Annotated in this window: 21 protein-coding genes; 5 read left to right on the top strand and 16 right to left on the bottom strand. The window is 60.6% G+C overall.

Going from position 1 to position 24,974, the window contains the following annotated elements; all coding sequences use genetic code 11:
- Positions 1 to 16 precede the first annotated feature (16 nt).
- The 10 genes from V9T28_RS10500 to kdpF all read right to left on the bottom strand — a co-directional run bounded on the left by V9T28_RS10500 (position 17) and on the right by kdpF (position 13,755).
- A complete protein-coding gene (locus V9T28_RS10500) occupies positions 17 to 853 on the bottom strand; it encodes a class I SAM-dependent methyltransferase (RefSeq protein ID WP_116398912.1) in 837 nt (278 codons plus the stop codon).
- 2 nt (positions 854 to 855) lie between these two features.
- Positions 856 to 1,962, bottom strand: coding sequence for an acyltransferase family protein (locus tag V9T28_RS10495; protein WP_158554689.1), 1,107 nt, complete (start codon positions 1,960 to 1,962; stop codon positions 856 to 858).
- Positions 1,963 to 2,041: 79 nt separating this feature from the next.
- Positions 2,042 to 3,388 carry a glycosyltransferase gene (locus V9T28_RS10490; RefSeq protein ID WP_116398910.1) on the bottom strand — a complete coding sequence of 449 codons (1,347 nt, stop codon included), beginning with the start codon at positions 3,386 to 3,388 and terminating at the stop codon, positions 2,042 to 2,044.
- Positions 3,382 to 5,358: a glycosyltransferase gene (locus tag V9T28_RS10485; RefSeq protein ID WP_158554688.1), complete on the bottom strand. Its 1,977-nt coding sequence runs from the start codon at positions 5,356 to 5,358 to the stop codon at positions 3,382 to 3,384. Before V9T28_RS10485 ends, V9T28_RS10490 begins: the two co-directional genes overlap by 7 nt.
- Before the next feature lie 408 nt (positions 5,359 to 5,766).
- Entirely contained in the window at positions 5,767 to 6,462 is a 696-nt protein-coding gene (locus V9T28_RS10480; RefSeq protein ID WP_116398908.1) for a response regulator, read from the bottom strand.
- On the bottom strand, positions 6,459 to 9,161 hold the full coding sequence (locus V9T28_RS10475; protein WP_116398907.1) for a sensor histidine kinase: 2,703 nt from the start codon (positions 9,159 to 9,161) through the stop codon (positions 6,459 to 6,461). The genes V9T28_RS10480 and V9T28_RS10475 overlap by 4 nt, the downstream gene beginning before the upstream one ends.
- Before the next feature lie 87 nt (positions 9,162 to 9,248).
- The gene (kdpC, locus tag V9T28_RS10470) at positions 9,249 to 9,857 is read right to left on the bottom strand and encodes a potassium-transporting ATPase subunit KdpC (RefSeq protein WP_116398906.1); all 609 of its coding nucleotides are present in this window, start codon (positions 9,855 to 9,857) and stop codon (positions 9,249 to 9,251) included.
- Between the two features lie 14 nt (positions 9,858 to 9,871).
- Entirely contained in the window at positions 9,872 to 11,932 is a 2,061-nt protein-coding gene (kdpB, locus tag V9T28_RS10465; RefSeq protein WP_116398905.1) for a potassium-transporting ATPase subunit KdpB, read from the bottom strand.
- Between the two features lie 17 nt (positions 11,933 to 11,949).
- A complete protein-coding gene (gene kdpA / locus V9T28_RS10460; protein WP_116398904.1) occupies positions 11,950 to 13,659 on the bottom strand; it encodes a potassium-transporting ATPase subunit KdpA in 1,710 nt (569 codons plus the stop codon).
- A 9-nt stretch (positions 13,660 to 13,668) separates the two neighbouring features.
- Positions 13,669 to 13,755: a K(+)-transporting ATPase subunit F gene (gene kdpF / locus V9T28_RS23365; RefSeq protein WP_116398903.1), complete on the bottom strand. Its 87-nt coding sequence runs from the start codon at positions 13,753 to 13,755 to the stop codon at positions 13,669 to 13,671.
- A gap of 993 nt (positions 13,756 to 14,748) precedes the next feature.
- On the opposite strand from kdpF, the gene V9T28_RS10455 reads away from it, so the two are divergent.
- Positions 14,749 to 16,173 carry a porin gene (locus tag V9T28_RS10455; RefSeq protein ID WP_339071856.1) on the top strand — a complete coding sequence of 475 codons (1,425 nt, stop codon included), beginning with the start codon at positions 14,749 to 14,751 and terminating at the stop codon, positions 16,171 to 16,173.
- Positions 16,174 to 16,294: 121 nt separating this feature from the next.
- On the opposite strand, the gene V9T28_RS10450 is transcribed toward V9T28_RS10455, so the two are convergent.
- From V9T28_RS10450 to rpoZ, 6 genes are all read right to left on the bottom strand, one after another.
- Positions 16,295 to 17,182: an alpha/beta fold hydrolase gene (locus V9T28_RS10450; protein WP_116398901.1), complete on the bottom strand. Its 888-nt coding sequence runs from the start codon at positions 17,180 to 17,182 to the stop codon at positions 16,295 to 16,297.
- A 155-nt stretch (positions 17,183 to 17,337) separates the two neighbouring features.
- Entirely contained in the window at positions 17,338 to 17,736 is a 399-nt protein-coding gene (gene acpS, locus V9T28_RS10445) for a holo-ACP synthase (RefSeq protein WP_116398900.1), read from the bottom strand.
- Between the two features lie 22 nt (positions 17,737 to 17,758).
- Positions 17,759 to 18,511, bottom strand: a complete 753-nt coding sequence (locus tag V9T28_RS10440; RefSeq protein WP_116398899.1) for a pyridoxine 5'-phosphate synthase — start codon at positions 18,509 to 18,511, stop codon at positions 17,759 to 17,761.
- 101 nt (positions 18,512 to 18,612) lie between these two features.
- Complete coding sequence (gene pyrE / locus V9T28_RS10435) at positions 18,613 to 19,197, bottom strand: orotate phosphoribosyltransferase (protein WP_116398898.1); 585 nt, start codon at positions 19,195 to 19,197, stop codon at positions 18,613 to 18,615.
- An 80-nt stretch (positions 19,198 to 19,277) separates the two neighbouring features.
- Positions 19,278 to 21,488 carry a RelA/SpoT family protein gene (locus tag V9T28_RS10430; RefSeq protein ID WP_116398897.1) on the bottom strand — a complete coding sequence of 737 codons (2,211 nt, stop codon included), beginning with the start codon at positions 21,486 to 21,488 and terminating at the stop codon, positions 19,278 to 19,280.
- A 163-nt stretch (positions 21,489 to 21,651) separates the two neighbouring features.
- Entirely contained in the window at positions 21,652 to 22,047 is a 396-nt protein-coding gene (gene rpoZ / locus V9T28_RS10425; protein WP_116398896.1) for a DNA-directed RNA polymerase subunit omega, read from the bottom strand.
- Between the two features lie 484 nt (positions 22,048 to 22,531).
- Here rpoZ and V9T28_RS10420 point away from each other — a divergent pair, with 484 nt between their 5' ends.
- From V9T28_RS10420 to V9T28_RS10405, 4 genes are read left to right on the top strand one after another with little or no spacing between them, the layout of a single operon-like run.
- Positions 22,532 to 23,155 (top strand): LabA-like NYN domain-containing protein, encoded by a 624-nt coding sequence (locus V9T28_RS10420; RefSeq protein WP_116398895.1) that lies wholly within the window; start codon positions 22,532 to 22,534, stop codon positions 23,153 to 23,155.
- A 10-nt stretch (positions 23,156 to 23,165) separates the two neighbouring features.
- Positions 23,166 to 23,813: a uracil-DNA glycosylase gene (locus tag V9T28_RS10415; RefSeq protein WP_116398894.1), complete on the top strand. Its 648-nt coding sequence runs from the start codon at positions 23,166 to 23,168 to the stop codon at positions 23,811 to 23,813.
- An 8-nt stretch (positions 23,814 to 23,821) separates the two neighbouring features.
- The gene (gene era, locus V9T28_RS10410; RefSeq protein WP_116398893.1) at positions 23,822 to 24,721 is read left to right on the top strand and encodes a GTPase Era; all 900 of its coding nucleotides are present in this window, start codon (positions 23,822 to 23,824) and stop codon (positions 24,719 to 24,721) included.
- 44 nt (positions 24,722 to 24,765) lie between these two features.
- Positions 24,766 to 24,972: a DUF1737 domain-containing protein gene (locus V9T28_RS10405; protein ID WP_199500024.1), complete on the top strand. Its 207-nt coding sequence runs from the start codon at positions 24,766 to 24,768 to the stop codon at positions 24,970 to 24,972.
- Positions 24,973 to 24,974: the final 2 nt, after the last annotated feature.

Here is a 24,974-nt window from a genome sequence, read left to right as displayed (position 1 = left end):
CGCCGCCGCCCGATGTTTAGGGTTTACGCGCGAGGATGATCTGGTGCTTTGGCAGAAACCGGTCGAGGATGCGCTTCGTCCGCAGGCCATTTTTTGAGTCGAGCAGCGCCTTCCAGGTTTGGGCCCAATTGTCGAGGACCGGATGATAAGGCGCATCGACCGGAACGTCGCACTGCCAAAACAGCAGCCACCAAATCGACCAGTAGAAGCCGTAATAATACCGGTTCTCGATCACGAGGCCGGCGTCTGTCACGAGTTTCGCGAATTCTTCTCGTTCGAAAATGCGCAGGTGATTGGGTTTTTGCCAGTAGTAGGGCGCTGCCAGGGGCTTTTGCAGATTCTCGGCGACCGGGTCGGGGACGGTGAGCAGGTAGAGGGCGCCTTTCTGACCGACACGCACCAACTCCGCCATGATCTGCGCCGGATCGTCGACATGTTCCAGGGTTTCCATGCACACGACGCGCGAGGCCGTGCCGTCGCGTAGGGGCAGCGGGTCGGAATCCGTGACATAGGCTTCGAGCTTGCGCGCGTTGCTCTTGCTCAGCCGTTCCTTTCCGATGGCGATTTCGTTGGCATCGATGTCGGCGAGGATGACATGGGCGCCGATGTCGGCGCAAAGATTCATGTTGCCGCCGTCGCCGCAGCCGACGTCGAGCACGACGTCTTCGGGACTGATCGGAAAGCCTAGGAAAAGCTCCTTTTGCTCGGCACGATACCAGCCGCTCAACGTACTGTCGTAAAGGCCGATGAGAAACGGGTCGATGGTCGGTTGAAAGGCGGCCGGCGGCGCTTTGCCGGCGTCTCCAACCAAAGTTTCGACATGCCCGAGAATATCCTGAGCGGCCTTTGACATGTCTAACTCCTGACCTTTTTGCCGTCGCGGAACCTTTGCGCGAGGCGCGCGCCATAGCGGCGCATCGGCGTCTCCACATAACGCCAATTCAACTCGACGAAAACCAAGAGGGCGATCATGCCAACCGGCACGACGAAGCTGTCGAAGACATCGCCCGTCAGGCGATAGCACAATTCCTTCGCGCCCAGAAACGCTGCCGCATGGATCAGATATAGCCCGTAAGAACGCGATCCGATCCAAAGCGCCACGGTCTTGGCGACGCCAGGCGGGATCAGATAGCCGCGGTTTTGCGCAGCTATGATGACCAGCAGCGCACTGACGATTGCTATGTACGGGATGCGGTGCGTGTAGGGTCCGAGCGTTCCGATGAATCCGAGCAAAAACAAGAGACAGAGAATCAAAGCTGTCCGGAGCTGCGGCGGCAGCTTTTGGCAAAGCCGATCCGCGATCGCCCAGCTTGGACTCATCTCCCATAACGCGATGAGCACGCCAAGGCAGATTGCCTCCGGCCGCAACACCATGGTCAGGGGGGTCGCGTGTTCAATGTAGATGGCCAAGGCTATGATCGTGAATAAGGCGATCCATAAACGCTTCCGTAGCCAAAACGCAACGACGGGCAAAAGCAAATAGAATTGCTCTTCGAGCGATAGGCTCCACCAAGCGAAAGACGCCGCAAATTTGTGATGCTCGAAGGCGGATGCCTCGAAGAAATTATAATAGAACCCGACCGCAGCTACGGTGGCGTGGAGGTTGTTCCACGGCCCGCCGAAGACCGGGTGGTCGAAAATCCACAGGCTATTGAAGGTGAAAGAAGCCAATAGAAGAACAGCGAGCCACAGCCAAGATGACGGCAGCAGGCGGAACGCGCGGCGAATCCAGAAAGCACCGGCTTCGCGCCAAAAGCCCGACCAATCTTTGTGCGCCGAAAGCGCCGGTACGAGGCTCCTCGCGATGACGTAGCCGGAGATCGCAAAGAACAGGTCCACACCGGTCCAATACTGGACCTGCCGATCGATCCACTGCAGTGACGCATGCTCCCGCGCCAGGAGAGATCCGAATCCCGTGAAATGGTGCAGAATCACGCCCACGATTGCAACGGCGCGTAACACCTCGATGTCGAGATTTCGCTCTCGGGGGACCGCTGTAGCCCTCGCCGAAGTCGCTACGGGCCACGGTTCTAGCCGCGCTTCAGACCACATCGGCCGCCTCGTGCGTCCGGGAGCGGACGGAGCGTTTGCCGCTTGCCGGTTTGGGCTGCTTCGCCATGCCGGCCGTGTGGTTCAGGACTTCGGCAAACCGCGCCATGACCACGTCGTCGCCGCAATAAAGTCTTTGCGCTTCGGTCGCCGCGGCCGACATGCGGGCGTAGGTGGCGCCGTTCGACGCGACTTCATAGCTTTTGCGATAGGCCTCGAGAAGGGTCGGAAAATCGAGCCGGTTGCGCCGGCAGCGCAGGGCGCGGCGCGGGTCGTGCGGCCACCAGGTGGGCTCTTCGGTCGTCCGCAGGACAAAGGCATTCTCGTCGGTGATGTAGTCGAGCATGGCCGTATGTCGTGGCGAAATGGCGGGCCTGCCGGCGGACATATATTCCATCAGCGGCAGACATTGCCCTTCGCCGTTCGACGTATTGACCCCATAGCTTGTTGCCGCCATCAGCGCATCGTACTCGTCCTGCGGCAACATGCCGTGGATCAGCAGGATCCGGCAGCGGAACGGCCCCACTTTGGCAACGTCGCTGAGCAAACGCATCAGGGCGTCGGCGCCGTCGACATGGGTGAGCTTCAGAATGAGCGTGGCGTCGGGCGTGTTGCGGAACGCGCGGATGAAACCCATCAGCATATCGTTCCAGTTCTTCCGGCCGTCGAGCGGATTGAAGACCGAACTGTAGACGACACCGTGGATCGAAATGCGTGTCGGCATCTTCAGTTTGGCGATCTCCGACTGCAGCGCTGCAGGGCCGTCGCGATCCTTTCGCTGATAAATATAAGGGCCAAGATCAATCGTATTCACGTCGATGACAGTCGCGCTGAATTTGAGTTCTGTCGGCGGCTGATAGCCGCGCGCTGAACTCAAATGCCGCACCGCGCCCGCATAGACCGGCGCTGGAATGCTCCAGATCGGAAAATCGTCGCCGAGGGCGCGTCGAACCACCCCAACCGTGAATGAACTGTGGGTGATGGCGCAGCCGGCCTTTGCCAGGACCATCGTCCAATCATGGCGCGGTTCGTCATCCCACACCTCGTGTGGAATCGTGTCGAACTCCCAGGCAAAAACCGGCACTGTCGGGCACGTCTTGGGAAACACCGTCTTGTAGACCGAGTCGAACGACAGGTAGATGCCGCGATCGCCCTGTGCCGCAGCGTTTTGCGCGACGGCCTCGACGTCACGCTCGGCATCGCCGATGGGAATGACGACGCCAAAGCGTTCCAATATCCGCGAGAAGGCTTTGCGCACGAACCAATAGCTATATTCCGGGCGGCCGTAATTGGTATCGATCGTTCCGGCATTGTAGGAAGAATAGGCGAGGATCAGCATTCGCCGACACCCTCCTTCCCCGGCGCAAAGCCGGCGGCACGGACCGCGTCGTCACCAAGGCCAAGGAAGCCGGCGAGTTGCGGTGCGATGACATCGTCCGAACAAAATGCGCGCATGGTTTTTCGGGCCTCGCGCGCCATCGATTCGTAACGGGCCTGATCCTCGGTCAGCAAACGGTACGCTTCCTCGAGCGCCGCGCAAACGGAGGGCCATTCGATCCGATGGCGGCTCGAGTCGAGCACGTTGCGCGGGTCGTGCGGCCAACTGCAATATTCTTCGGACGACTGCACGATGATCGCGTTTTCGGGGGCAATATAATCCGCCATTGCCGTGTGGCGCGGCGAGATCGCCGGCCGCCCTGCCGACATGAACTCGACCAGCGGCAGGCAGAGGCCTTCGGCAAGCGACGTATTGGCGATGAAATGGCTGGCTTCGATCAGCTTATGATAATCGGCCTTTTCGAGATAGCCGTGCAACACTACGACGCGGCATGAAAACGCCGGCAGCCGGCTGACGATATCATGCAATGCGCCCCACCAGTATCCCGTCTCGCGGCCGATCATTTTAAGGACGAGAGTCGCATCCGGCCGATCGCTGAATACGGTGCAAAAGGCGGTCAGCAAATCCTGCCAGTTCTTGCGGCCGTCCTTGGGCGAGAAGACGGACGTGAAAACCAGTCCGTCGAGTTGCACCAAGGCCCGTTGCTCCTCTTGCCGCAGTTCGGGCAGATCATTGGGATAGATTGAGGCCGGCGCCAGGTCCGGCACCGCGAATGCCTCGTGCGCCATCGGCTCGTCCTCGGTCCGATGCAGGGACGGTGGCACGATCGGCGCCATGGGCCTAGAGGCCTCTGCCGCGGCTGGCTGCTGCGTCGTGCGGTCCAGCCATTCGACAACACGCGAGAGCTTCCGAGCCGATTGCGGCGGCAACCCGTCTGCCACGGCTTCACGATACCAGCGCAGCGCATAATGTTTGGAGATCTGCAATCTGCGCCGCAGGCTCGGCCGGTCCGCCATACCGACGCCGCGCCACCAGTCGAGCGTATGGCGTGCCATGCCGCCCAGATGGCCGATCAGCCGCGTGATCGGGGGTGGCAGAAGATCGCGTACGGCTTCGCGGTACCATGACAAGGCAAAACGCAATGTCAGTCCGATCCGCCTGCGCAAGGTCTTGCGCGAGGTGTCTGCAGCGGGTGTGACCGCATGGGTGCCGGGCGTGTGGTGGCCCTGCGAGACAAGCCCTTCCTTCTCCCGTGGCCTCGGTGGTGACGGGATCGGGGCGCCCAACGCGAACGGGTCGATACGGCTGTCCCAGACGAAACCGTCAATGGCGACCGATGCCGTTTCATTCAGCTTGCGGGCAGGGCCAGCTTTGCCTATCCGGTCGAACACAGGCGGCGGCAGCGCAACGGCGGGGAAGGTCGCGCCCATGGCATCGCGAACCGCCTTGGCGGCAAAATGCGACAGCAAAATGATCTTGCCTGCGGCGCGCAACCCGTAACGCCAATCGTTCAGCGGTTCGTCATCCCAGATCTGATCGGGGATGGTGCCAAATTCCCATGCAACGACCGGTACAGTCGGACAGCGCAACCCGAGTGTCATCAGATGCGGAGGGCCAAAGGAAAGGAAGAGACAGGTCTCGCCGCGCGCCCGGCATTCGAGATAGATTTCATCCACTTCCCGGGACGGGTCGGTCACAATGCGCACCATGCCGAAGTGGCGCAAAACCGAGCGGAACGAGGTCATCACCATGTGATAGCTGTACTGGGCCAATCCGAGATTGGCCGCCGTGCCCGCGTCATTATCGCCCGCATAAAGCAGGAACGTGCAAGGGGAGAGGCTCGGCGCGGGTGCGCCCAGAGTCCGCACGATGTCGACGGACAGCAACTGCTGCAACGCGGAGGAACTCAGCGACGTCGCAGTTGCAAGATCAAATCCGTTGCCGGTCAATGTGTTCGGATCTTGTGACAATTGTCCCCCCATCATGGCATGCAGCGCGTTCCGCCTTATCTTGCTGCCATCTTGCCGATTTGGACTAAATAGTCCATGTGTAAACTAAATAGCTCGGAAGCTATCCGCAAGGGATTTGGCAAAACGGTGCTTCCTGACCGATTCGGACCCTTGATCGTTACCGCAGTTGCCTGGTGGACACATTAGTTACACCAGATTTTGCCGCAATGTTTCCTTTTTCATGACACGGGAATGACGGCAAGGGAAGCGGAATTCCGCTCAAAATTAACACATAAAAATGAGAGCCATCGACACTTTTCAGGTGACGGCCTTCTCGGGCAGGCGCCAAAAATAGACTATGGCGCATTATCAATGGTTTACATGTAACCCATTTCGATGCGGCATGTGGCGGCCAAGCCGTCGTAGCGCTCAGTCGGCTTCTGGCTCGGTCAGGCGATAGCCGACACCGGGCTCGGTCATGATGATTTTCGGGGCCGTTGGGTCATCTTCGATCTTGGCCCGCAATTGGCCGATGAAGACCCGCAAATATTGCGTGTCGTCCTTATGTGCGGGACCCCAAACCTGGCTCAAGATCTGCCCGTGCGTGATCACGCGGCCCGAGTGGCGCACAAGCACGACCAGCAAATCATATTCTTTTGGCGTGAGCTTGACCGGGATGCCGCGTTTGGTGACGGTGCGCTTCAACGTGTCGACGACAAGACCTTCAATCTCGACCCGGGTTTTCTCGGCCGCACTGTGTGAGACATGCCGCAAGGCCGTGCGCACGCGCGCCATCAATTCGCCGATGCTGAACGGCTTTTCGACATAATCGTCGGCGCCCAGATCGAGCGCCGCGATTTTTTCGGCTTCGCGATCCCGTGCCGAGAGAATGATTACAGGAATCTGCGAAAATTGCCGGATCCCGCGCAGCACCTCCTTGCCATCCATGTCCGGCAGTCCAAGGTCGAGCATGACAATGTCTGGCGCTTGTGTCGCAGCGAGCCGCAGCGCCTCATGGCCCGTTTCGGCGCTGAGTACCTCGTAGTTGGAGGCGGTGAGCGCCGGTTTGAGAAAGCGCTGGATTTGCGCTTCGTCGTCGACGACCAGAACGCGAATCTCTTTCATACGGCGACCTCGGGATCAGGCGGTGTTTCGGCGGCGGGAAAACGCATCAGGACGCGCGTACCGCGGCGGCGCACTGCAGGGCTCTGCGCCGCGATTGTCCCGCCCATGGCCTCGGTCAAGCCGCGGGCGATCGACAGGCCCAAGCCGGTGCCGGCCTTCCGCCCGTCGGCGCGTCCGCCGCGATAGAATTTCTCAAAGATCCGTTCCAAATCGCCGGGTTTCACGCCTACACCTTCGTCCGTCACGCTGACGACCACTTCCCTGTCCTCGGCGCGGGCATGCACGCTGGCACCCGTATCGCCGCCATATTTACGCGCGTTGTCCAGCAGGTTGAACAGAACTTGCGCGAGCAGACTGGCGTCGCCCCGAATGAAGGGAAGATTGGGGGCGATGCTGACCGATACGGACCAATTGGGGAAGATCTTCTGCGCGCGCTCGACGGCCGCGCGCACGACATCGGCGACATCGACCCAATCGCGTTTCACCTTGATCGCGCCGGACTCGATGCGCGACATGTCGAGCAAATTGCCGACGAACCGGGTGAGCCGTCCCGATTCTTCCTCGATCGACGCGAGCAGGTCTTGGCGATCGTTTGGCGGCATTTTATCGCCAAGCTGGCGCAGCGAGGTGACGGCACCGGTGATCGAGGCCAGCGGCGTGCGCAAATCGTGCGACAGCGACGAAAGAAGCGTGCTGCGCAGCGCCTCGTTCTGCTCGAGCGCCGCGGCCTTGACCGCTTCGCCAACCAGCAGCGAACGGTCGATGGCGATCGCCGTCTGTTCGAGCAATGAGGTCAGCGTGCGTTCGTCCTCCGCCGAAAGCGGATGGGTGTGGTCCTCCGGATCGACGCCGCATACGGCAAGGGCGCCACGTGACGTCGCGAGGGGGCGAAACTGAAAGCGGACATTCGGCAGCGTACCGGTGAGCCAGCCGGCGGCTTCGCCCTTGTCGAAAGCCCATCGCGCGGCCACCGCCTCGCCGGCGCTCAATTCATCGGTCGGCGGCCAGGCCGCGCTCACCTGCAACTCGCCATCCTTGGGGATTAGCAAGACGATGCGGCCGCCAAGTGTTTTGTGCATGTGCGCCGCGGCGGCCCAAAGCACGTCGTCGAGGTTTCCGGTGCCGGACAGTTTGCGCGAAAATTCGTACAGCGATTGGGTTGCCTGCGCGCGTTTGTAGACCGTTTCCGATTGATCGCGGACGCGGCCGGCAAGCGAACCGGTGAAAATAGCCACGACCAAAAAAATGATGAGCGCGAACAATTCATTCGGTTCGGCGATGGTGAACGTATAAATGGGCGGGATGAAGAAGAAGTTGTAGGCGAGGAACGACAGAAGCGACGAGGCGACGGCCGACCACAGACCAAAACGCACCGCACAGAACAGCACCGCGGTGAGAAAAATCATCTCCAGATTCGGCAATTTAAACCAGTGACTGATGATCTCGCCGACGCCGACCGCCAGCGCGACCGACACCACAGGGGCGACCACGCCGCTCAGCAAATCGCTCCGCATCGGCCAGCGCAATAGGCGATGGCGCAGCGGGATTTTGACGTTCTCGCCGCACACGATATGGATGCCGACATCGGTTGCGCTGCGCACGATTTCGTCTGTGAGCGAGCGGTGCATCAGACGTTTGAACGTGCCGGCGCCCGAGCGGCCGAGAACGATCTGCGTGATGTTTTCGCGCCGCGCGAAGCGCAGCACTTCATTCGCAAGGTCGCGCCCCGTCAGCCGTTGCGTTTCGCCGCCGAGGCGCTCCGCGAGGCGCAGCGTGTCGTCGATGCGTTTGATCCGATCGGAATCGCCTTCTTCCTCGCCCGGCCGCGTCGCATGAATGACGAGCCAGCTTGCATTCAGGCTGGTGGCGAGACGGCTGGTGGTGCGCACCACGAGTTCGGACAAAGGATCGGGGCCGATGCAGGCGAGCAAGCGCTCCGACGTGCGCCACGGTCCTTCGATCGCGCTTTGCCGCAAATAGTCGACCATTTGGTCGTCGACGCGATCGGCGGTGCGGCGCAGAGCGAGTTCGCGCAACGCGGTGAGATTGCGCGGCGTGAAGAAGTTTTGTGAGGCGCGGCGCGCTGTCTCCGGCAGATAGACTTTGCCTTCCTTGAGACGCTCGATGAGTTCCGCCGGCGTGATATCGACCAGCACCACATCTTCGGCTTCCTGCAGCACTTTGTCCGGCACCGTCTCGCGCACCGCGACCGACGTGACGGAAGAGACGACGTCGGCGAGGCTTTCGAGATGCTGGATGTTGAGCGCGGTCCAGACGTCGATGCCCGCGTCGAGTAATTCCTCGACATCCTGCCAGCGTTTGGGATGGCGGCTTTCGGGAGCGTTGGTATGGGCAAGTTCGTCGACGACGATGAGTTTCGGGCGACGGGCCAGAGCGCCGTCGATATCGAATTCCTCGATGATCCGGTCTTTATAGGAGACGCGCCGCCGGGGCAGGATCTCCAAGCCTTCGATCAACGCCGCCGTCTCAGTGCGGCCATGGGTTTCGACAAGGCCGATGACGACATCGATGCCGTCCTGTTTGAGCCGCTTGGCGTTTTGCAGCATCGCATAGGTTTTGCCGACGCCGGGCGCCGCGCCCAGAAACACTTTCAGCTTGCCGCGCTTCTCCTTGCCGGCGAGTGCCAGCAGCGCATCGGGATCGGGGCGGCGTTCGTTCTGGCGCTCGGGCTTCGACATGTCGTCTTTGTATCACCGATCAGGTCAATAAAACACAGGATCGCGGGCGAGCGGCCCGCGATCCTGTTCGCATGCATGTCTGTCTGCTTATTTTACGTCATCAAGGGCCATATTGAGTGCGAGGACATTGACCTTCGGTTCGCCGAAGATGCCGAGTGCACGTCCCTCGATATGGGCGTCGACGAGTTCCTTCACTTTATCCTCGGGCAGATTGCGTGCCTTGGCGACGACGGGAACCTGCGCAAGCGCATATTCCGGCGAAATGTCCGGATCGAGCCCAGATGCCGAGGTCGTCACGGAATCCGCCGGCATGGCGCCGGCGATGCCGGCCTGATGCTTGGCATCGATATCGGCCTTCACGCGGTCGACCAGCTTTTGCGAGGTCGGGCCTAGGTTCGAGCCGGTCGAATTGTCGGCATTGTAAGGCGCATCCACGGTCTTGGACGGATCGTCGGGATGCGCCGGATCCTGCGCCTGCGTCGCCGACGGACGGCTATGGAAATAGCTGTCCTTGGTGAAGTTCTGGCCGATCAGCGAAGAGCCGACGACAGTCCCGTTCACGATGATCTGACTGCCATTAGCCGCATTGCTCATCGCGGCTTGCGATATGCCGGTGATCACCAGCGGGTAGATAAGCCCCGTCAGCACCGTGAACAACACGGTGATGACGATCGCGGGGCGGAGTTGTTTTAACATGGTTCCGAAACTCCTTAGGCGAGGTGCAAGGTCGAGACGATCATGTCGATCGCCTTGATGCCGATGAACGGCACGATGATGCCGCCGACGCCGTAGATCAGCAGGTTGCGCCGCAAGAGCGCCGCCGCGCCGACCGGCCGATAGGCGACGCCCTTCAGAGCCAACGGGATCAGGGCAATGATGATCAGAGCATTGAAAATCACGGCCGAGAGGATCGCCGAATTTGCCGACGCGAGATGCATGACGTTGAGCGCGCCGAGCGCGGGGTAGGTCACGACGAACAGCGCCGGGATGATGGCAAAATACTTTGCCACGTCGTTGGCGATCGAGAACGTCGTGAGCGAGCCGCGCGTCATCAGCAATTGCTTGCCGATTTCGACGATCTCGATCAGCTTGGTCGGATCGGAATCAAGATCGACCATGTTGCCCGCTTCACGCGCTGCCTGCGTGCCGGTCTGCATCGCGACACCGACGTCGGCTTGCGCCAGGGCAGGGGCGTCGTTGGTGCCGTCGCCGCACATGGCGATCAGACGGCCACCTTGCTGTTCCTGGCGGATGTAGGCGAGCTTGTCTTCCGGCGTGGCCTGGGCGATGAAATCGTCGACGCCCGCTTCCGACGCGATTGCCGCCGCGGTGATCGGATTGTCGCCGGTCACCATCACCGTTTTGATGCCCATGGCGCGCAGAGCGGCGAAACGATCCTTGATGTCGGGCTTCACAATGTCTTTCAAGTGAATGACGCCCAGCAGCCGATTGTTTTCCGACACCGCGAGCGGCGTGCCGCCGGCACGGGAAATCCGGTCTACGGCCTGGCGGAACTGCGCCGGTGCATTCTCCTGGCTATAACCTGCAAGCTTGAGCACCGAGTCCACCGCGCCTTTGCGAACCTGACGGCCTTCGATGTCGATGCCCGAAACGCGGGTTTGCGCGGTGAAGGGGATATTGGTGACCGCACTCTTGCTGAGGTCAGGCTCGGCCAAGCCGTATTTGCTTTTGGCTAGCGCAACGATGGAGCGGCCTTCCGGCGTCTCGTCCGAAAGCGAGGCCAAGAGGCTGACCTTGGCGAGTTCGTCTTCGGCGACGCCAGTGACGGGCAGGAATTCGTCCGCCATGCGGTTGCCGAAGGTGATCGTGCCGGTCTTGTCGAGCAGCAGCGTGTCGACGTCGCCCGCGGCTTCGACCGCGCGGCCCGAGGTCGCGATGACGTTGAAGCGGATGAGACGATCCATGCCGGCAATACCGATGGCCGAGAGGAGGCCGCCGATGGTCGTCGGGATGAGACACACGAGGAGCGCAATCAGCACGGTCACATCCAGGATCGAACCCGAATAGGACGCGAGCGGCCACAGCGTGACGCAGACGATCAGGAAGATAATGGTCAGGCCCGACAGCAGGATCGACAGCGCCAATTCGTTCGGCGTCTTCTGGCGTTCCGCACCTTCGACCAGGGCGATCATCCGGTCGATGAAGGTCGAACCGGCCGCGGCCGTGATCCGCACCTTGATCTGGTCCGACAGAACCGTCGTGCCGCCGGTCACGGCCGAGCGGTCGCCACCGGATTCGCGGATGACCGGTGCGGATTCGCCCGTGATGGCCGATTCGTTCACCGAGGCAATGCCTTCGATGATTTCGCCGTCGCCGGGGATCAGATCGCCGGCTTCGACCAGGACGACGTCGCCGACTTTCAAGTCGAGCGCCGACACCTTTTGAATGACCGGCGCCATGCCGTTCTTGTTGTCGGGGTCGATCAGCCTCTTTGCCACCGTGTCGGTGCGCGTTTTGCGCAGCGCGTCGGCTTGCGCCTTGCCGCGGCCTTCGGCCACCGCTTCGGCGAAATTGGCGAAAAGCACCGTGAACCACAGCCAAGCGGCGATTTGTCCCGTGAACAGGGGCGAGCCCGTACCCGTGACAAGATCGCGGACGAAGAAGAAGGCCACGACCGCCGACACGACTTCGGTGACGAAAATCACCGGATTGCGGGCGAGGTGTTTCGGGTTGAGTTTGATGACGGCATCGATCGAGGCACGTTTGATAATGCCCATATCGAAGAGGCCGGGAGCTTTAGGGTGTGACATTTGAACGAATGCTCCGATCAGAAAGCCTTGCCACCGAGCATCAGGTAATGCTCGACGATCGGTCCAAGGGCGAGAGCGGGGAAATATTGCAGCATGTACAGGATCACGATGACGCCGAGCAGCAAGCCGACGAACAAGGGACCATGCGTGGGGAAGGTGCCTGCCGAAGCCGGAGCCCTCTTTTTCGCTGCCAGCGAACCGGCCAAAGCCATGACCGGGATAAGGTAGCAGAAGCGGCCGAAGAACATCACGATGCCGAGCGTCGTGTTGAACCACGGCGTGTTGCCGTTGAGCCCGGCGAAGGCCGAACCGTTGTTGGCATTGGTCGAGGCGAAGGCATAGAGCACTTCGCTCAGGCCATGCGGGCCACTGTTACCAAGGCTGTCGAGACCAGTCTGCAGCATCAAGGACGCAGCGGTGAAGCCAAGCACCAGAGCCGGATAGATCAGCACGGCGAACATCGCGAGCTTCATTTCGCGCGCTTCGATCTTCTTGCCCAGGTATTCCGGGGTGCGGCCCACCATCAGGCCGGCAACGAAGACGGCAATGACGACCACGACAAGGAAGCCGTAAAGACCGGCGCCGACGCCGCCAGGCGAAATACAGCCGAGCAGCATGTTGAACATCGGGACGAGGCCACCGATCGGCGTGAACGAATCGTGCATCGCGACGACCGCACCCGTGCTGGTGCCGGTCGTGCCCGCGGCGAATAGCGCGGTCATGGCCTGGCCGATACGGACTTCCTTGCCTTCCATATTGCCCTGCGCCGGGTCGACGCCGAGCGCGGTCAGCAACGGGTTGCCCGAGGTTTCCGCCCAGTAGATGGTGAAGACGCCGACCAGCAGGATGATGAACATCGTCGCCAGAATGGCACGGCCCTGCCGTTGATCCCTCAGCGCACGGCCAAAGGCGAAGACGGTAGCGACCGGAATGACCAGAAGCGACCAGATCTCCAGCATGGTCGTGAGGGCATTCGGATTTTCGAACGGATGAGCCGAATTGGCATTGAAGAATCCGCCACCGTTGGTGCCGAGTTCCTTGATTGCCTCCTGGCTCGCGACCGGACCGAGCGCGATGGTCTGCGTCGCGCCTTCCAGCGTCTTGGCATCGACGGAGCCGAGCAAGGTCTGCGGCGTACCGCCGAAAACCAGCAGCAGGGCGACGACAATCGAAAGCGGCAGCATCACATACAAGGTGACCCGGGTCAGATCGACCCAAAAGTTACCGACTGTCGTCGCTTCGGAACGTGCGAAGGCGCGCACCAGCGTGAAGGCAAGCGCCAGACCTGCCGAGGCGGACAGGAAGTTGTGCACGGTGAGGCCGAGCATCTGGACGACATGGGCCATCGTCTGTTCGCCGGCATAGTTTTGCCAGTTCGTATTGGTGATGAAGCTGATCGATGTGTTGAAGGCGAGGCCGGGTTCGACGCCGGTAAAGCCCTGCGGATTGAGCGGCAGATAATACTGCAGGCGCTGCAGGGCGTAGAACGTCAGATAGCTGACGACGCTGAAGGCCAGCATGGCCATCGTATAGGTCAACCAGCTCTGCTCGCGCGACGAATCGACGCCGGCGACTTTGTAAAAGCCGCGTTCGACAGGCGAGAAGACGGGAGAAAGCCATGTGCGCTCGCCGGCGAGCACTTTGACGATATAGGCGCCGAGCGGCACAGCCGCACCGAGCACCAGGAGGAGGGTGATGGCGATTTGCAGCCAACCATTGAGGGTCACGGCAGCACCTTAAAATTTTTCGGGACGGATCAGGGTGTAGACGAGGTAGAGGCCAAGGCCTGCCGCCACGACGAGTCCGAGAATGGGATCGAACATGGCTTTTTCCTCAGAGCCGGTCGCAAGCGACGGCGTAAAGGCCCATCAGCGCGAAAAGCGCGACGGGCAAGAGAATGTAAATGAGATCTGACATGGAAGTCTCCTGGGGATGATCCAGGCGCACTCATGCCCCGAAAGCCCGTAAGGCTTCGATAGGGGAGTGTAAGGATGGGTATAAGGAAAGTATAAAGATCGGCCGCGCCGGCGCGGCAAGGATGCCTCACGACGATACCCACGCGGCGCGGCGTTCCGGCGCAGCCACCCGACGGGAACGGGCGGCGCCATCCGTGCCGACGAGTCCTTATTAATAGTTGTATTGTGTATCGGCGGCGAGAAACGGCCTTCTCGGCTCAGGAATGATTGCTTCTTCCGCAAGGTCGTCGCCGCAAACCGACACGTCACCTATCTCGCCCCGATCCGCGACACAGGGCCCCTCCATATAAATACATTGTGTCTCTGTGCCTTTGGCGCGGAGCAGAGGCGCGCCCTGGATGTCTCGCCCCGAGTATGGAGAATCGCGCGGGCAAAGGCTCCGCTCGGCGACTGGGGCGATGAGACAAGGCAAGCGGCCCGCGGGGCGTCACAAAACAGCGTTTGTGACAGCTCTCCAAGTGGAGAAAGGTTAATAAAGGGTAAAATTTTTCCCTTTGAAAACAACATGTAAGCTGCCGCGATGCGGTGCGGTGGTGCGACTAGTTGCTTTTGTGCAACATGGCCCGGAAAAGGACATAAATTGGAATTTGAGGTCCAAAACTCATTTTGGTTTTTCTGCCCGAAAGGTTATGGTGAATGAAGCGAACGGGGCAACCCATCGCGCAACCACTTCAGATTTCGCCCGCTCTTCCAGGTGGGGGGGCGCGGAAGGGGAAGCGGATCAACCGGGACTTTAGGTCACGCTCGTTGCTTCAAACGTTGAAAGGCTCTGATGAGCCTAAGGCGAGTGAGGCCAAAGCAAACCGGGTTCCATAGGGTCATATAACTGGAGGTTATCACATGAAGCTCGTCAAGAGCCTTCTTCTCGCTTCCGCAGCCGGCCTGGCCGCCGCTGCAAGCGCGCAGGCAGCCGATCTTCCCTCGAAGAAAGCTGCTCCTGCTGAATATGTTAAAGTCTGCTCGGCTCACGGCGAGGGCTTCTTCTACATCCCCGGCACCGACACCTGCTTGAAGATCAGCGGTCACGTCCGTCTCGACTATCAGTTCGAGAGCACCGGCAACGTTGCCAACTATCAGCAGTTCCGTGCGTTCCAGGCCGCCAATGCTGTCACGCCCGGCTCCGGCAAGCAGTTCAACTATTCGGGTCGTGCGCAGAACCAGACCGGTTTCACGGTCCGTGCTCGTACGCAGTTCGACGCCCGCACGACGACTGCTTATGGCACGCTGCGTTCGTTCGCCAGCCTTGACTGGAAGAGCGTTACCGGCGCCAATCCGCTCGAGTACGGCAACGGCACGTCGATCGACAAGGCCTTCATCCAGTGGGCTGGCATCACCGCAGGTCGCGCGCAGTCGATGTTCGACTACTACGCTGACTCGCTCGGCTACGACGACGTTCGTGGCCCTGACCACACCGTGAACCTGTTGGCCTACACCGCGACCTTCGGTGGTGGCTTCGCAGCGACCCTCTCGCTGGAAGACACCAACCAGACCGGCACGATCGGCAGCTACACCCGCGCTACGACCGCTGGTGGTACTCCGACCGTCAACAGCTGGGGCCTCCAGGGCACCCGTCAGCCTGACGTGGTTGCAGCGATCGGTGTCGAGCAGGGTTGGGGCGGCGCGCAATTGTCGGGCCTCTACCACAGCATCAACGTCGAATCGGGCACCGCTATCTCGGCTCGTCATAAGGAAGAAGCTGGTTGGGGTGCAAACGCTGGCGTGCACATCAAGCTGCCGATGATCGCTCCGGGCGACGAACTGTGGCTGCAGGCTACCTACACCAAGGGTGACCTCGCTCTCCAGACCCAGGGCTATCCGCGTGGCTGGAACCTCTCGAACGTGTCGGGCGGCATCACCAAGGGTTGGGTCCTGCCTGACTACGACGCCGTTATCGTCAATGGCAGCGACAAACTGCCGACGGCTTGGTCCGCGATTGCAGCCTTCCAGCACAACTGGAATGCCCAGTGGGCGACCCACGTCGAGGCAAGCTATCTCAACGTGAAGTATCCGTCCGCTGTGACCCGTGCGGCTGTCAGCTCGCAGCTCGGCGCGACCAACTGGAACGAATGGCGCGTTGGCCTCGGCACCGATTGGAAGCCGGTTAAGAACCTGCTGATCGGTCTCGAACTGTACTACACCCGCCTCGACCAGAAGGCTCCGCTCAACGCAAATGGCCGGGCTTTCACGGGCGCAGGCACGGGCGTTCCGTTCAAGAAGAACATCAACACCTACGAAGGTGTGTTCCGTATCCAACGCGACTTCTAATCTGACCTGAACGGTCAAAAAGAGACCCCGGAACGAAAGTTCCGGGGTTTTTCTATTGCGTGACGCACGTTGCGGGGACGGCTTTTGAAGATCGGCTTTCTAACTAGAATTCATCAATCTTTTATGCGTCGACCCTGACAACAAATTCGAGAATGCTGCCAATGCTTGTGGTGTCGAGCAGAAGAGGCGCATGAGCCTCGCCGTCGACAAGATGAACCGCACAATTGGGGTGCCGTTTTTGCATCTCCTCGAGCGTGTTTTGCGCCAGCAAATCGGAATTGGCGCCGCGAAGCGCGAGGAGGGGGACGCCTTTCAGTGCTTCAAACTGCGGCCAGAGATCCGGCAGCGGTTTTTCGATGTCGAAATCCTTGAGTGTGTCAGCCAGCCGCGGGTCGTAACGCGCGCTCAGCCGGCCATCCTTTTCTTCGAACGTTTGACGCAAAAAGATCCGCCAGGCGTCGTCGCCGATCGCGGGAAACATCTGGGCGTTCATGCGCTTGACCAAATCAAGCGCATCGGCCCAGTCGCGCGGCGGTGGCAGCTTGCCGACATAGGTCTTGATGCGGGCCAGCCCTTGCGCTTCGATCACGGGGCCGACATCGTTCAACACCACGGCATGCAATACGGTAGGACGCGTCACGGCGAGCACCATCGCATGCAATCCGCCACGCGACGTGCCGACAAAGACTGCCCGGCCGACCTCGCAGGCGTCGAGCACCGACAGGATGTCGGCGTTCTCGGTCGTCATGTCGTAACGCGCCCCTGCATCCCAGTCGGAAAGGCCACGGCCGCGATAGTCGAGTGCGAGAACGCGGCGCGGGTTACCCATTTTGCCCTGCGACAGAGCGAGCGCCAGCGCGTCGAAATCCGCCGAATTGCGGGTCAGTCCCGCCAGGCAAACGACGGGAATCGCGTCGCTGTCACGCGGCCCATAATCTCGCACATGAAGACGCAGTCCGTCTGAGGCAAGAACGAAGCGGCTCGTGAAGGCGGGATCGGAATTTGGCATCGCACCTCGTCTTTCGTGGCTCGCCCGTTGCGGCGTCGGATCCCATGCGAAATCTGTCCGACGCCATCGCATGTTGTTGTCGCATCGTTTTCACCGAAAACCGGCGTCCACGTATCGCCATGCAGCGCTATGATGGGCGGAGGCTTTGCCGCGGGTCAAGATGGCAAAGCTTCAAGAACCACGAAGGCCTGGGCATAGGGATATTCGTCGCTGAGCCCCAAATGCGCATGTGCCCGATGTCCCGGCGGCGTGATCGCCTGTAAACGCGCCAGCGCGCCGCCGGTCAGATCGAGCGCCGGTTGGCCGGACGGCAGGGTCACCACGCCGATGTCGCGCAGAAAGATGCCGTGGTCGATCCCTAAGCCCAGCGCCTTGGCGCAGGCTTCCTTGGCTGCGAAACGCTTGGCATAGGTTGCGGCCGCATCGCCGTTCTGCGTGGCCCGGTCGCGTTCGACGGCTGTAAAACAACGCTTGGTGAAGCGTTCGCCGTGACGCTCGAGCGTCGCGGCGATGCGGCGGATGTCGCAAATGTCGTTACCAATGCCGATGATCATCTCACCCTTCCGGCAGACGATTTCACACCGCCTGCGCGCGGCCCTCGTTCATCGCTTGTCGCATCGTCCGGATGGCATTGTCCAAACCGACGAAAATCGCCTCGCCGACCAGGAAGTGGCCGATATTGAGTTCGACGATCTGCGGCAGGGCCGAGATCGTTCTGGCGGTCTCGAAATCGAGCCCGTGGCCCGCATGGCATTCGATGCCGCACGCCGCCGCATGGGCCGCTGCCGCGCGCAGACGCTCGAACTCCTGCTTAGCGCGGTCGGTTTCACCATGGGCGATGGCGTCACACCAGGCGCCGGTATGCAGTTCCACCACCGGCGCGCCGATCTCCTTGGCCGCGTCGATGGCTTCGAGCGCCGGTTCGATGAAGAGCGAAACGCGGACATTCGCGCGGCCGAACTCGTCGGCGAAGGGCCGCAGATACGCCAATTGCCCGACAACGTCCAAGCCGCCTTCGGTCGTGCGTTCGGTGCGCTTCTCCGGCACCAGACAGACCGCGTGTGGCTTGATCTTAAGGGCAATGTCGAGCATCTGCTCGGTCGCCGCCATCTCAAAATTCAGCGGCTTGGAAATCGCGGCCTTGATCCGCGCCATGTCGTCGTCGCGAACGTGCCGGCGGTCTTCGCGCAGATGCGCCGTGATGCCGTCGGCGCCCGCTTCGATGGCGAGAAGCGCCGCGCGGACGGGATCCGGAACCGCGCCGCCGCGGGCATTCCGAACCGTCGCGACGTGGTCGATATTGACACCAAGGCGTAAGGGCAGGGGCATGCGACACGTCTCCGGAAAATTTCAACGCGGCAATCTGCGCGCCGCCGCCGCGTTTGTCGAATGGAGAGATTTGATTTGCATTATTTGCCGCGTGAATAGGATCAGGCGCCCAAGCCGCGGCTGCCGGGCTTGACCGGCGGGATCGCGCTCAGCTCCGGCGGCAGTTGGTCGGGCGAGTAGGACGGAATGTCGAGCGTCGCGAGGCTCACGCGCGGCACGCCGATATCGGCCTTGCCGCCGGAGCGGTCGATCAGGCAGGCGGCACCGACGAGATGACCCGGGTGCGCCTTGATCGCCGCGATACATTCGCGTGAGGAGAGGCCCGTCGTGATGATGTCTTCCACCATCAGCACCCGGTCCTCGGCACGAATTTCGAAGCCGCGGCGAAGCTGAAACTCGCCGTTTTCCCGTTCGACAAAAATCGCCCGCGCCCCGAGGTGCCGGGCCGTTTCGTATCCGGGCACGATACCGCCGACCGCCGGCGAAACCACCACATCGATCCGGCCAAAGGCAGCGATCACCTTGTTGGCGAGGGCTTTGCACAGCTTCGCAGTGCGTTGCGGATCCTGAAATATGAACATTTTTTGCAGGAAAATCGGGCTGCGCAGGCCCGAAGACAGAATGAAATGTCCTTCGAGCAGCGCGCCGGCGGCGCGGAACTCGTTGATTACGTCGTCTTGTGTCATGGCTGCCTCCGCGCGCCATTAAAGGCATCTAACTTCGATTTTCAAGCGGCACGGGACAAGGTTTCGACTGGTCGGCTCTGCTATCCGTTAACCCGCTCGATCTTGCTGACCACGCTCTTGGCGCGCAATTGCGAGATGATCGCATTGAGATGCTTCACGTCGAGCACTTCGATGTCGATCACCATTTCGCGAAAGTCCGGCGAGCGGGCGGTGACATTGATATTGTCGATGTTGCCGCCATTCTCGCCGATCGTCGCGGCGATCTGCGCCAAAGTGCCCGGCTCGTTGATCACATTCACCTTGATTTGCGCCGGGAAGAGATCCTTGCGGTCTTCGTCGATGTCCCAACGTACGTCCAGCCAGCGCTCGGACTGGTCGTCGAAATGCATGAGCGCCGGCGATTGAATCGGATAGATAGTGATGCCCTCGCCGGGAGTCAGAATCCCGACGATCCGATCGCCGGGAACGGCGCCGCCGTTGGGGGCAAAGCGGACGGGCAAATCGCCGCTGAGGCCGCGGATCGGGATGGCGTTGGGGCTACCGCTCTCCGTTGCGCCGGGCACTTTGAAGACGAGACTCGATGCCTTATCAAGACCGAACCAGCCGGGCTCGGTCTTGTCCGGCGCGGGCGCCTTGACGCGCTCGTCCTTGGCATCGGGATGAACGGCCTTGACGACGTCGCCCGAAAACATTTCGCCGCGTCCGACCGCCGCCAGCACGTCGTCGATGCTGGTCCGGGCGAGACGGGGCAGAGCCGCCTTCAGCTTATCGGCGGCATATTTCTGTCCGGCACGCTCGAACGCCCGCACCACGATCTGCTTGCCAAGGCCGGCATATTGCGCCCGCACCGCATCGCGGGTGGCGCGGCGGATCGCGGCGCGTGCTTTGCCGGTGACGGCGACAGTCTCCCAAGCGGAGGGCGGCGTCTGCGGCCCCTCGGCGCGGATGATTTCGACTTCATCGCCGTTGTTCAGTTGCGAGATCAGCGGCATCACATTGCCGTTGATTTTCGCGCCCACCGCGCTGTTGCCGACGCTCGTATGCACGGCATAGGCGAAATCGATCGGCGTTGCGCCACGGGGCAGGGCGATGAGGCGACCCTTCGGCGTAAAACAAAACACCTGGTCCTGGAACAACTCGAGCTTGGTATGTTCGAGAAACTCTTCGGGACTGTCGCCTTCCGAGAGAAGATCGAGGGTGCGCCGCAGCCAGCGATAGGCGGCACTGTCCGTCGACAGCGCCGTTCCATCGGTGGCCCGCGCATCCTTGTAAAGTGCATGGGCGGCGATGCCATATTCGGCGATGGCGTGCATTTCGTGGGTGCGAATCTGCAATTCGGCGCGCTGGCGGCCAGGACCGACGACGGTCGTATGGATGGAGCGATAATCGTTCTGCTTCGGCGTCGAAATATAATCCTTGAACCGGCCCGGCACCGTCGGCCACGTGGTGTGAACGACACCCAGTGCGCGATAACAATCCTCGACCGTATCGACCAGAATGCGGAACCCATAAATGTCCGGCAATTGCTCGAAGGCGATGCTCTTGCGCTCCATCTTGCGCCAGATCGAATAGGGCGCCTTCTGGCGGCCGTTGATTTCCGCCATGATCCCGCGGGCTTTGAACTGCTCGTCGAGCTCGTGTTCGATGCGCAGGATGATCGCGCCGTTTTTCTCGCGCATTTCGGCGAGGCGGGTCATGATCATATTGCGGGCATCTGGCATGAGGTGGCGGAAGGCGAGCTCTTCCAATTCCTCGCGCATTTCGTGCATGCCCATCCGGCCCGCGAGCGGCGCATAGATGTCAAGGGTTTCCTCGGCGATGCGGGTCCGTTTGCTCGGCGGCACAAAGTGCAAAGTACGCATATTGTGGAGCCGGTCGGCGAGCTTGACCAGCAGCACGCGCACGTCGTCGGCAATCGCGAGCAGAAGCTTGCGCAAATTTTCGGCCTGCGCCGCCCGCTTCGATACGAGGTCCAGTTTCTTGATCTTGGTGAGGCCCTCGACCAGGGCGCCGATCTCTTTGCCGAACAGACGGTCGATTTCCTCCCGCGTCGCCTCAGTGTCTTCGATCGTATCGTGCAGAACCGCCGCGACGATGGTCGCGTCGTCGAGCTTCAGATCGGTGAGAATGGCGGCAACTTCGAGCGGATGGCTGAAATAGGGGTCGCCCGACGCGCGGGTCTGCGATCCATGGGCGCGCATCGCATAGACATAGGCGCGATTCAGCAGCTCCTCGTCCGCTTGAGGGTTGTAACGCAGAACGCGGCCAACCAGTTCGTGTTGGCGCATCATGGGGAGGGAACCAGCCTGAGCAAGCGGAGCGGGATTCGACGGTCGTTCATACCGTCAATATCAGAACTTGCGTGATGCCGCGCAAGAAGGAGTTGAAGCCGCAATAAAAAAAGCGCGACCTTGCGGGCCGCGCCGGAATTTTCAGCAAGCGGGAAAGTGCGGCTTACTCGCCTTCGTCGTCCGTCTCGGCTGGCGGAACGAGGCCCTCGAGGCCGCGCAGCAAATCCTCTTCGGTCATGCGGTCGAACTGAACGTCGCCGGCAAGGTCGGAGGCGCTTTCGGTCGCAGCCGCCGTCAAGGCGGGCACCGTCTCGGCCTCGGGCTCGTCCACCTCGACGTGCTTTTGCAGCGAGTGAATCAGGTCCTCTTTCAGGTCGTCGGGCGTCAGCGTCTCGTCGGCGATCTCGCGCAAGGCAACGACGGGATTCTTGTCGTTGTCGCGATCGACAGTGATTTGCGATCCGGACGAAATCATCCGCGCCCGGTGGCTGGCCATCAGCACGAGCTCAAAACGGTTTTCGACCTTATCAATGCAATCTTCTACTGTAACGCGCGCCATGGATGGCAGCTCCCGTGGGTTAAGCGATGATTCTGGGGCTCAGAACAAGAGGCTGGGCTCTATAGGAAAGCCAGACAAAACAATAAATTAGCTCTGTCGGCAGAAATTTCATCAGCGACCACATATATAAAGTGGTGGGATCTGTCAATGTTTCCTTGGTGCGGAAACGACAAGCGCGCTACCATAAAACCGCCATTATGCAAGTCACACTATCTAATAGATTTAAAATTTATTGGCGTAGCAATATCAGTAGTGCGGCGATGCAATCCATTCTCAGTGTCCGGGACTCGTAATTTTATGTCTGTATGTTATTTGAGTGTGGGGCTGCGTCGGCTGTCGATTGCGACGACGTATGCTCACGTACTCATAACGGACTTTGACGCAAGAATTGGGCTATGAGATAGTTTTCGATCCACCGATTCCCCGGGGTTCTCGCGCGCAGATTGTGTTTTGAGATGTGCCTTTAGAACGATAGAGAAATAACATGGCAGACCAAGATCGTATCGCCCTCTTCATTGACGGTGCAAATCTTTACGCGACGGCGAAGTCCTTAGGGTTCGACATCGATTATAAGCGGTTGCTGAAAGAATTTCAGGGTCGAGGCCGTCTTGTCCGGGCGTTTTACTATACTGCATTGGTCGAGGATCAGGAATATTCTTCGATTCGCCCGCTGATCGATTGGCTCGATTACAACGGTTATTCCGTGGTCACGAAGCCTGCCAAGGAGTTCGTCGACTCGCTCGGCCGCCGCAAGGTGAAGGGCAATATGGATATCGAACTCGCGGTGAACGCCATGGAAATGGCCGACCACCTCGATCATGTCGTGCTGTTCTCCGGCGACGGCGATTTTCGGTCGCTCGTCGAGGCGCTGCAGCGCAAGGGCGTTCGGGTCTCGGTCGTCTCGACCATTACGACCCAGCCGCCCATGGTGGCGGACGAGCTGCGCCGTCAGGCCGACGAATTCGTCGATCTCGTGCATCTGTCGCAGCGTGTCGGGCGCGATCCCGGCGAGCGTATGGAGCGGCCGCAACAGCAGCGCTACCAGGATCGCCGGCCGAGCCTGAGCATTCCTATGCCGCCCGCGCATGACGACATGCTCGAACCTTGATCGAGCGTAAATGAACCTCGTTGTAGGGCCTGGGCGTGATTGTCCCTTGTGCCCGCGCCTCCAAGCATTTCGTGAAGCCGCCCGTCAACGCGAGCCGTTGTGGCACAATGCGCCGGTACCCTCGTTCGGGGACGCGGACGCGCGACTCTTAATTGTCGGCTTGGCTCCGGGCTTGCAAGGCGCCAATCGCACCGGGCGGCCGTTCACCGGCGATTGGGCCGGCGATCTACTCTACGAGACGCTTCTTGATTTTGGTTTCGCCCGTGGCGTCTACGACGAGCGTCCCGACGACGACTTGTTGCTCGTCGATGCGCTTGTCACCAATGCCGTGCGCTGCGTGCCGCCTGAGAACAAGCCGACCAGTCAGGAAATCAATGGCTGCCGGCCCTTTCTTCAGGCGACGATAGAGGATTTGCCGCGATTGCGGGCCGTTGTCGCGTTGGGGCGCATTGCCCATGACAGCACCGTACGGGCACTCGGGTCGATTCCGGCTCGCGCGCCTTTTGGCCACGGAGCGCGGCACGGAATCGGATCGCGGACGCTTTTCGACTCTTACCATTGCTCACGCTACAATACGAATACGGGTGTTTTGACGCGCGAGATGTTCCGCAAGGTCTTTGCGGAGGTGTGCGCCTTCCTCGATTCGGATCGTCTTTAGGGAAATATATGTCCGAGACACGCTGTGGTTTTGTCGCGCTGATCGGCGCGCCCAACGCCGGAAAATCGACGCTTCTGAACGCCTTGGTCGGGACCAAGGTTTCGATCGTTTCGCGCAAGGTGCAGACGACCCGCAATCTGGTACGCGGCATTGCCGTTTCTGGATCGTCGCAGATCATCTTCGTCGATACGCCCGGCATCTTTGCGCCCAAACGCCGGCTTGACCGCGCCATGGTGACATCCGCCTGGGGCGGCGCTGGCGATGCGGACGTGATCGCGCTTCTGGTCGATGCACGGCGCGGGCTGGATGAGGAAGTCGAGACGATTTTGGCCAAGCTCACCGCGCTGAAGGCCCCGAAAGTTCTTATTCTTAACAAGATCGACACGATAGAGAGCGAGCGATTGCTGGTCCTTGCCGAGCAGATCAACGCCAAGCTCCCCTTCGCCGAGACATTCATGATTTCCGCGCTCAAGGGCTATGGCGTCGCCAAAGTGTTGGAGCGCTTAGGCCAACTAGTGAAGCCCGGTCCCTGGCTTTACCCCGAAGATCAGATTTCCGACGCGCCGCTCCGCGCTCTTGCCGCCGAGATCACTCGGGAAAAGATCTTCGAGCGGCTGCATGACGAATTGCCCTATCACGCCCATGTCGAAACGGAACTGTGGAAAGATCAGCCGGACGGGTCGGCGCGGGTCGAGCAGACGATCTACGTGACGCGCGACGCCCACAAGAAAATCGTCATCGGTGAGAAGGGGCAGATGATCAAGTCGATTGGCGCCAGCGCGCGCAAGGATATCGCCGAGGCCGCCGAACAGAACATCCATCTGTTTCTGTTCGTCAAAGTGCGCGAAAATTGGGTTGACGATCCCGAGCGCTACCGGGAAATGGGTCTGGAATTTCCCAAGGACTGATGGGGCTAGAAATGACTGATTCACCTTTGTCGCCGTCTAAGCCATTGACGATCTATCGCTTCCTGACCGGGCCCGACGATGCGAGCTTTTGTCATCGGGTGACGGAGGCTTTGTCGAAGGGCTGGTCTCTCTACGGTTCGCCGTCGCTCACGTTCGATGCGGCGCAGGGGCGGTCGATCTGCGGCCAGGCGATCACCAAGGATGTTTTTGGCGTAGCCTACGACAAGGATATGAAACTCGGCGAGCAATGAGA

It is taken from the genome of Methylovirgula sp. 4M-Z18 (assembly GCF_037890675.1).
In the GTDB taxonomy this organism is placed as follows: domain Bacteria; phylum Pseudomonadota; class Alphaproteobacteria; order Rhizobiales; family Beijerinckiaceae; genus 4M-Z18.
This window is presented reverse-complemented; position numbering and strand designations above follow the sequence as displayed.

Excerpts from the sequence above, each read along its gene's own strand:
- rpoZ (WP_116398896.1), bottom strand. The coding sequence starts at position 22,047 with ATGGCGCGCGTTACAGTAGAAGATTGCATTGATAAGGTCGAAAACCGT.
- V9T28_RS10420 (WP_116398895.1), top strand. The coding sequence starts at position 22,532 with ATGGCAGACCAAGATCGTATCGCCCTCTTCATTGACGGTGCAAATCTT.
- V9T28_RS10490 (WP_116398910.1), bottom strand. The coding sequence starts at position 3,388 with ATGCTGATCCTCGCCTATTCTTCCTACAATGCCGGAACGATCGATACC.
- acpS (WP_116398900.1), bottom strand. The coding sequence starts at position 17,736 with ATGATCATCGGCATTGGTAACGACATTTGCGACATCCGCCGCATCGCC.
- V9T28_RS10475 (WP_116398907.1), bottom strand. The coding sequence starts at position 9,161 with ATGTCGAAGCCCGAGCGCCAGAACGAACGCCGCCCCGATCCCGATGCG.
- V9T28_RS10450 (WP_116398901.1), bottom strand. The coding sequence starts at position 17,182 with ATGCCAAATTCCGATCCCGCCTTCACGAGCCGCTTCGTTCTTGCCTCA.
- V9T28_RS10440 (WP_116398899.1), bottom strand. The coding sequence starts at position 18,511 with ATGCCCCTGCCCTTACGCCTTGGTGTCAATATCGACCACGTCGCGACG.
- V9T28_RS10430 (WP_116398897.1), bottom strand. The coding sequence starts at position 21,488 with ATGATGCGCCAACACGAACTGGTTGGCCGCGTTCTGCGTTACAACCCT.
- V9T28_RS10415 (WP_116398894.1), top strand. The coding sequence starts at position 23,166 with ATGAACCTCGTTGTAGGGCCTGGGCGTGATTGTCCCTTGTGCCCGCGC.
- kdpB (WP_116398905.1), bottom strand. The coding sequence starts at position 11,932 with ATGTCACACCCTAAAGCTCCCGGCCTCTTCGATATGGGCATTATCAAA.
- V9T28_RS10500 (WP_116398912.1), bottom strand. The coding sequence starts at position 853 with ATGTCAAAGGCCGCTCAGGATATTCTCGGGCATGTCGAAACTTTGGTT.
- kdpC (WP_116398906.1), bottom strand. The coding sequence starts at position 9,857 with ATGTTAAAACAACTCCGCCCCGCGATCGTCATCACCGTGTTGTTCACG.
- era (WP_116398893.1), top strand. The coding sequence starts at position 23,822 with ATGTCCGAGACACGCTGTGGTTTTGTCGCGCTGATCGGCGCGCCCAAC.
- kdpF (WP_116398903.1), bottom strand. The coding sequence starts at position 13,755 with ATGTTCGATCCCATTCTCGGACTCGTCGTGGCGGCAGGCCTTGGCCTC.
- V9T28_RS10480 (WP_116398908.1), bottom strand. The coding sequence starts at position 6,462 with ATGAAAGAGATTCGCGTTCTGGTCGTCGACGACGAAGCGCAAATCCAG.
- pyrE (WP_116398898.1), bottom strand. The coding sequence starts at position 19,197 with ATGACACAAGACGACGTAATCAACGAGTTCCGCGCCGCCGGCGCGCTG.
- V9T28_RS10455 (WP_339071856.1), top strand. The coding sequence starts at position 14,749 with ATGAAGCTCGTCAAGAGCCTTCTTCTCGCTTCCGCAGCCGGCCTGGCC.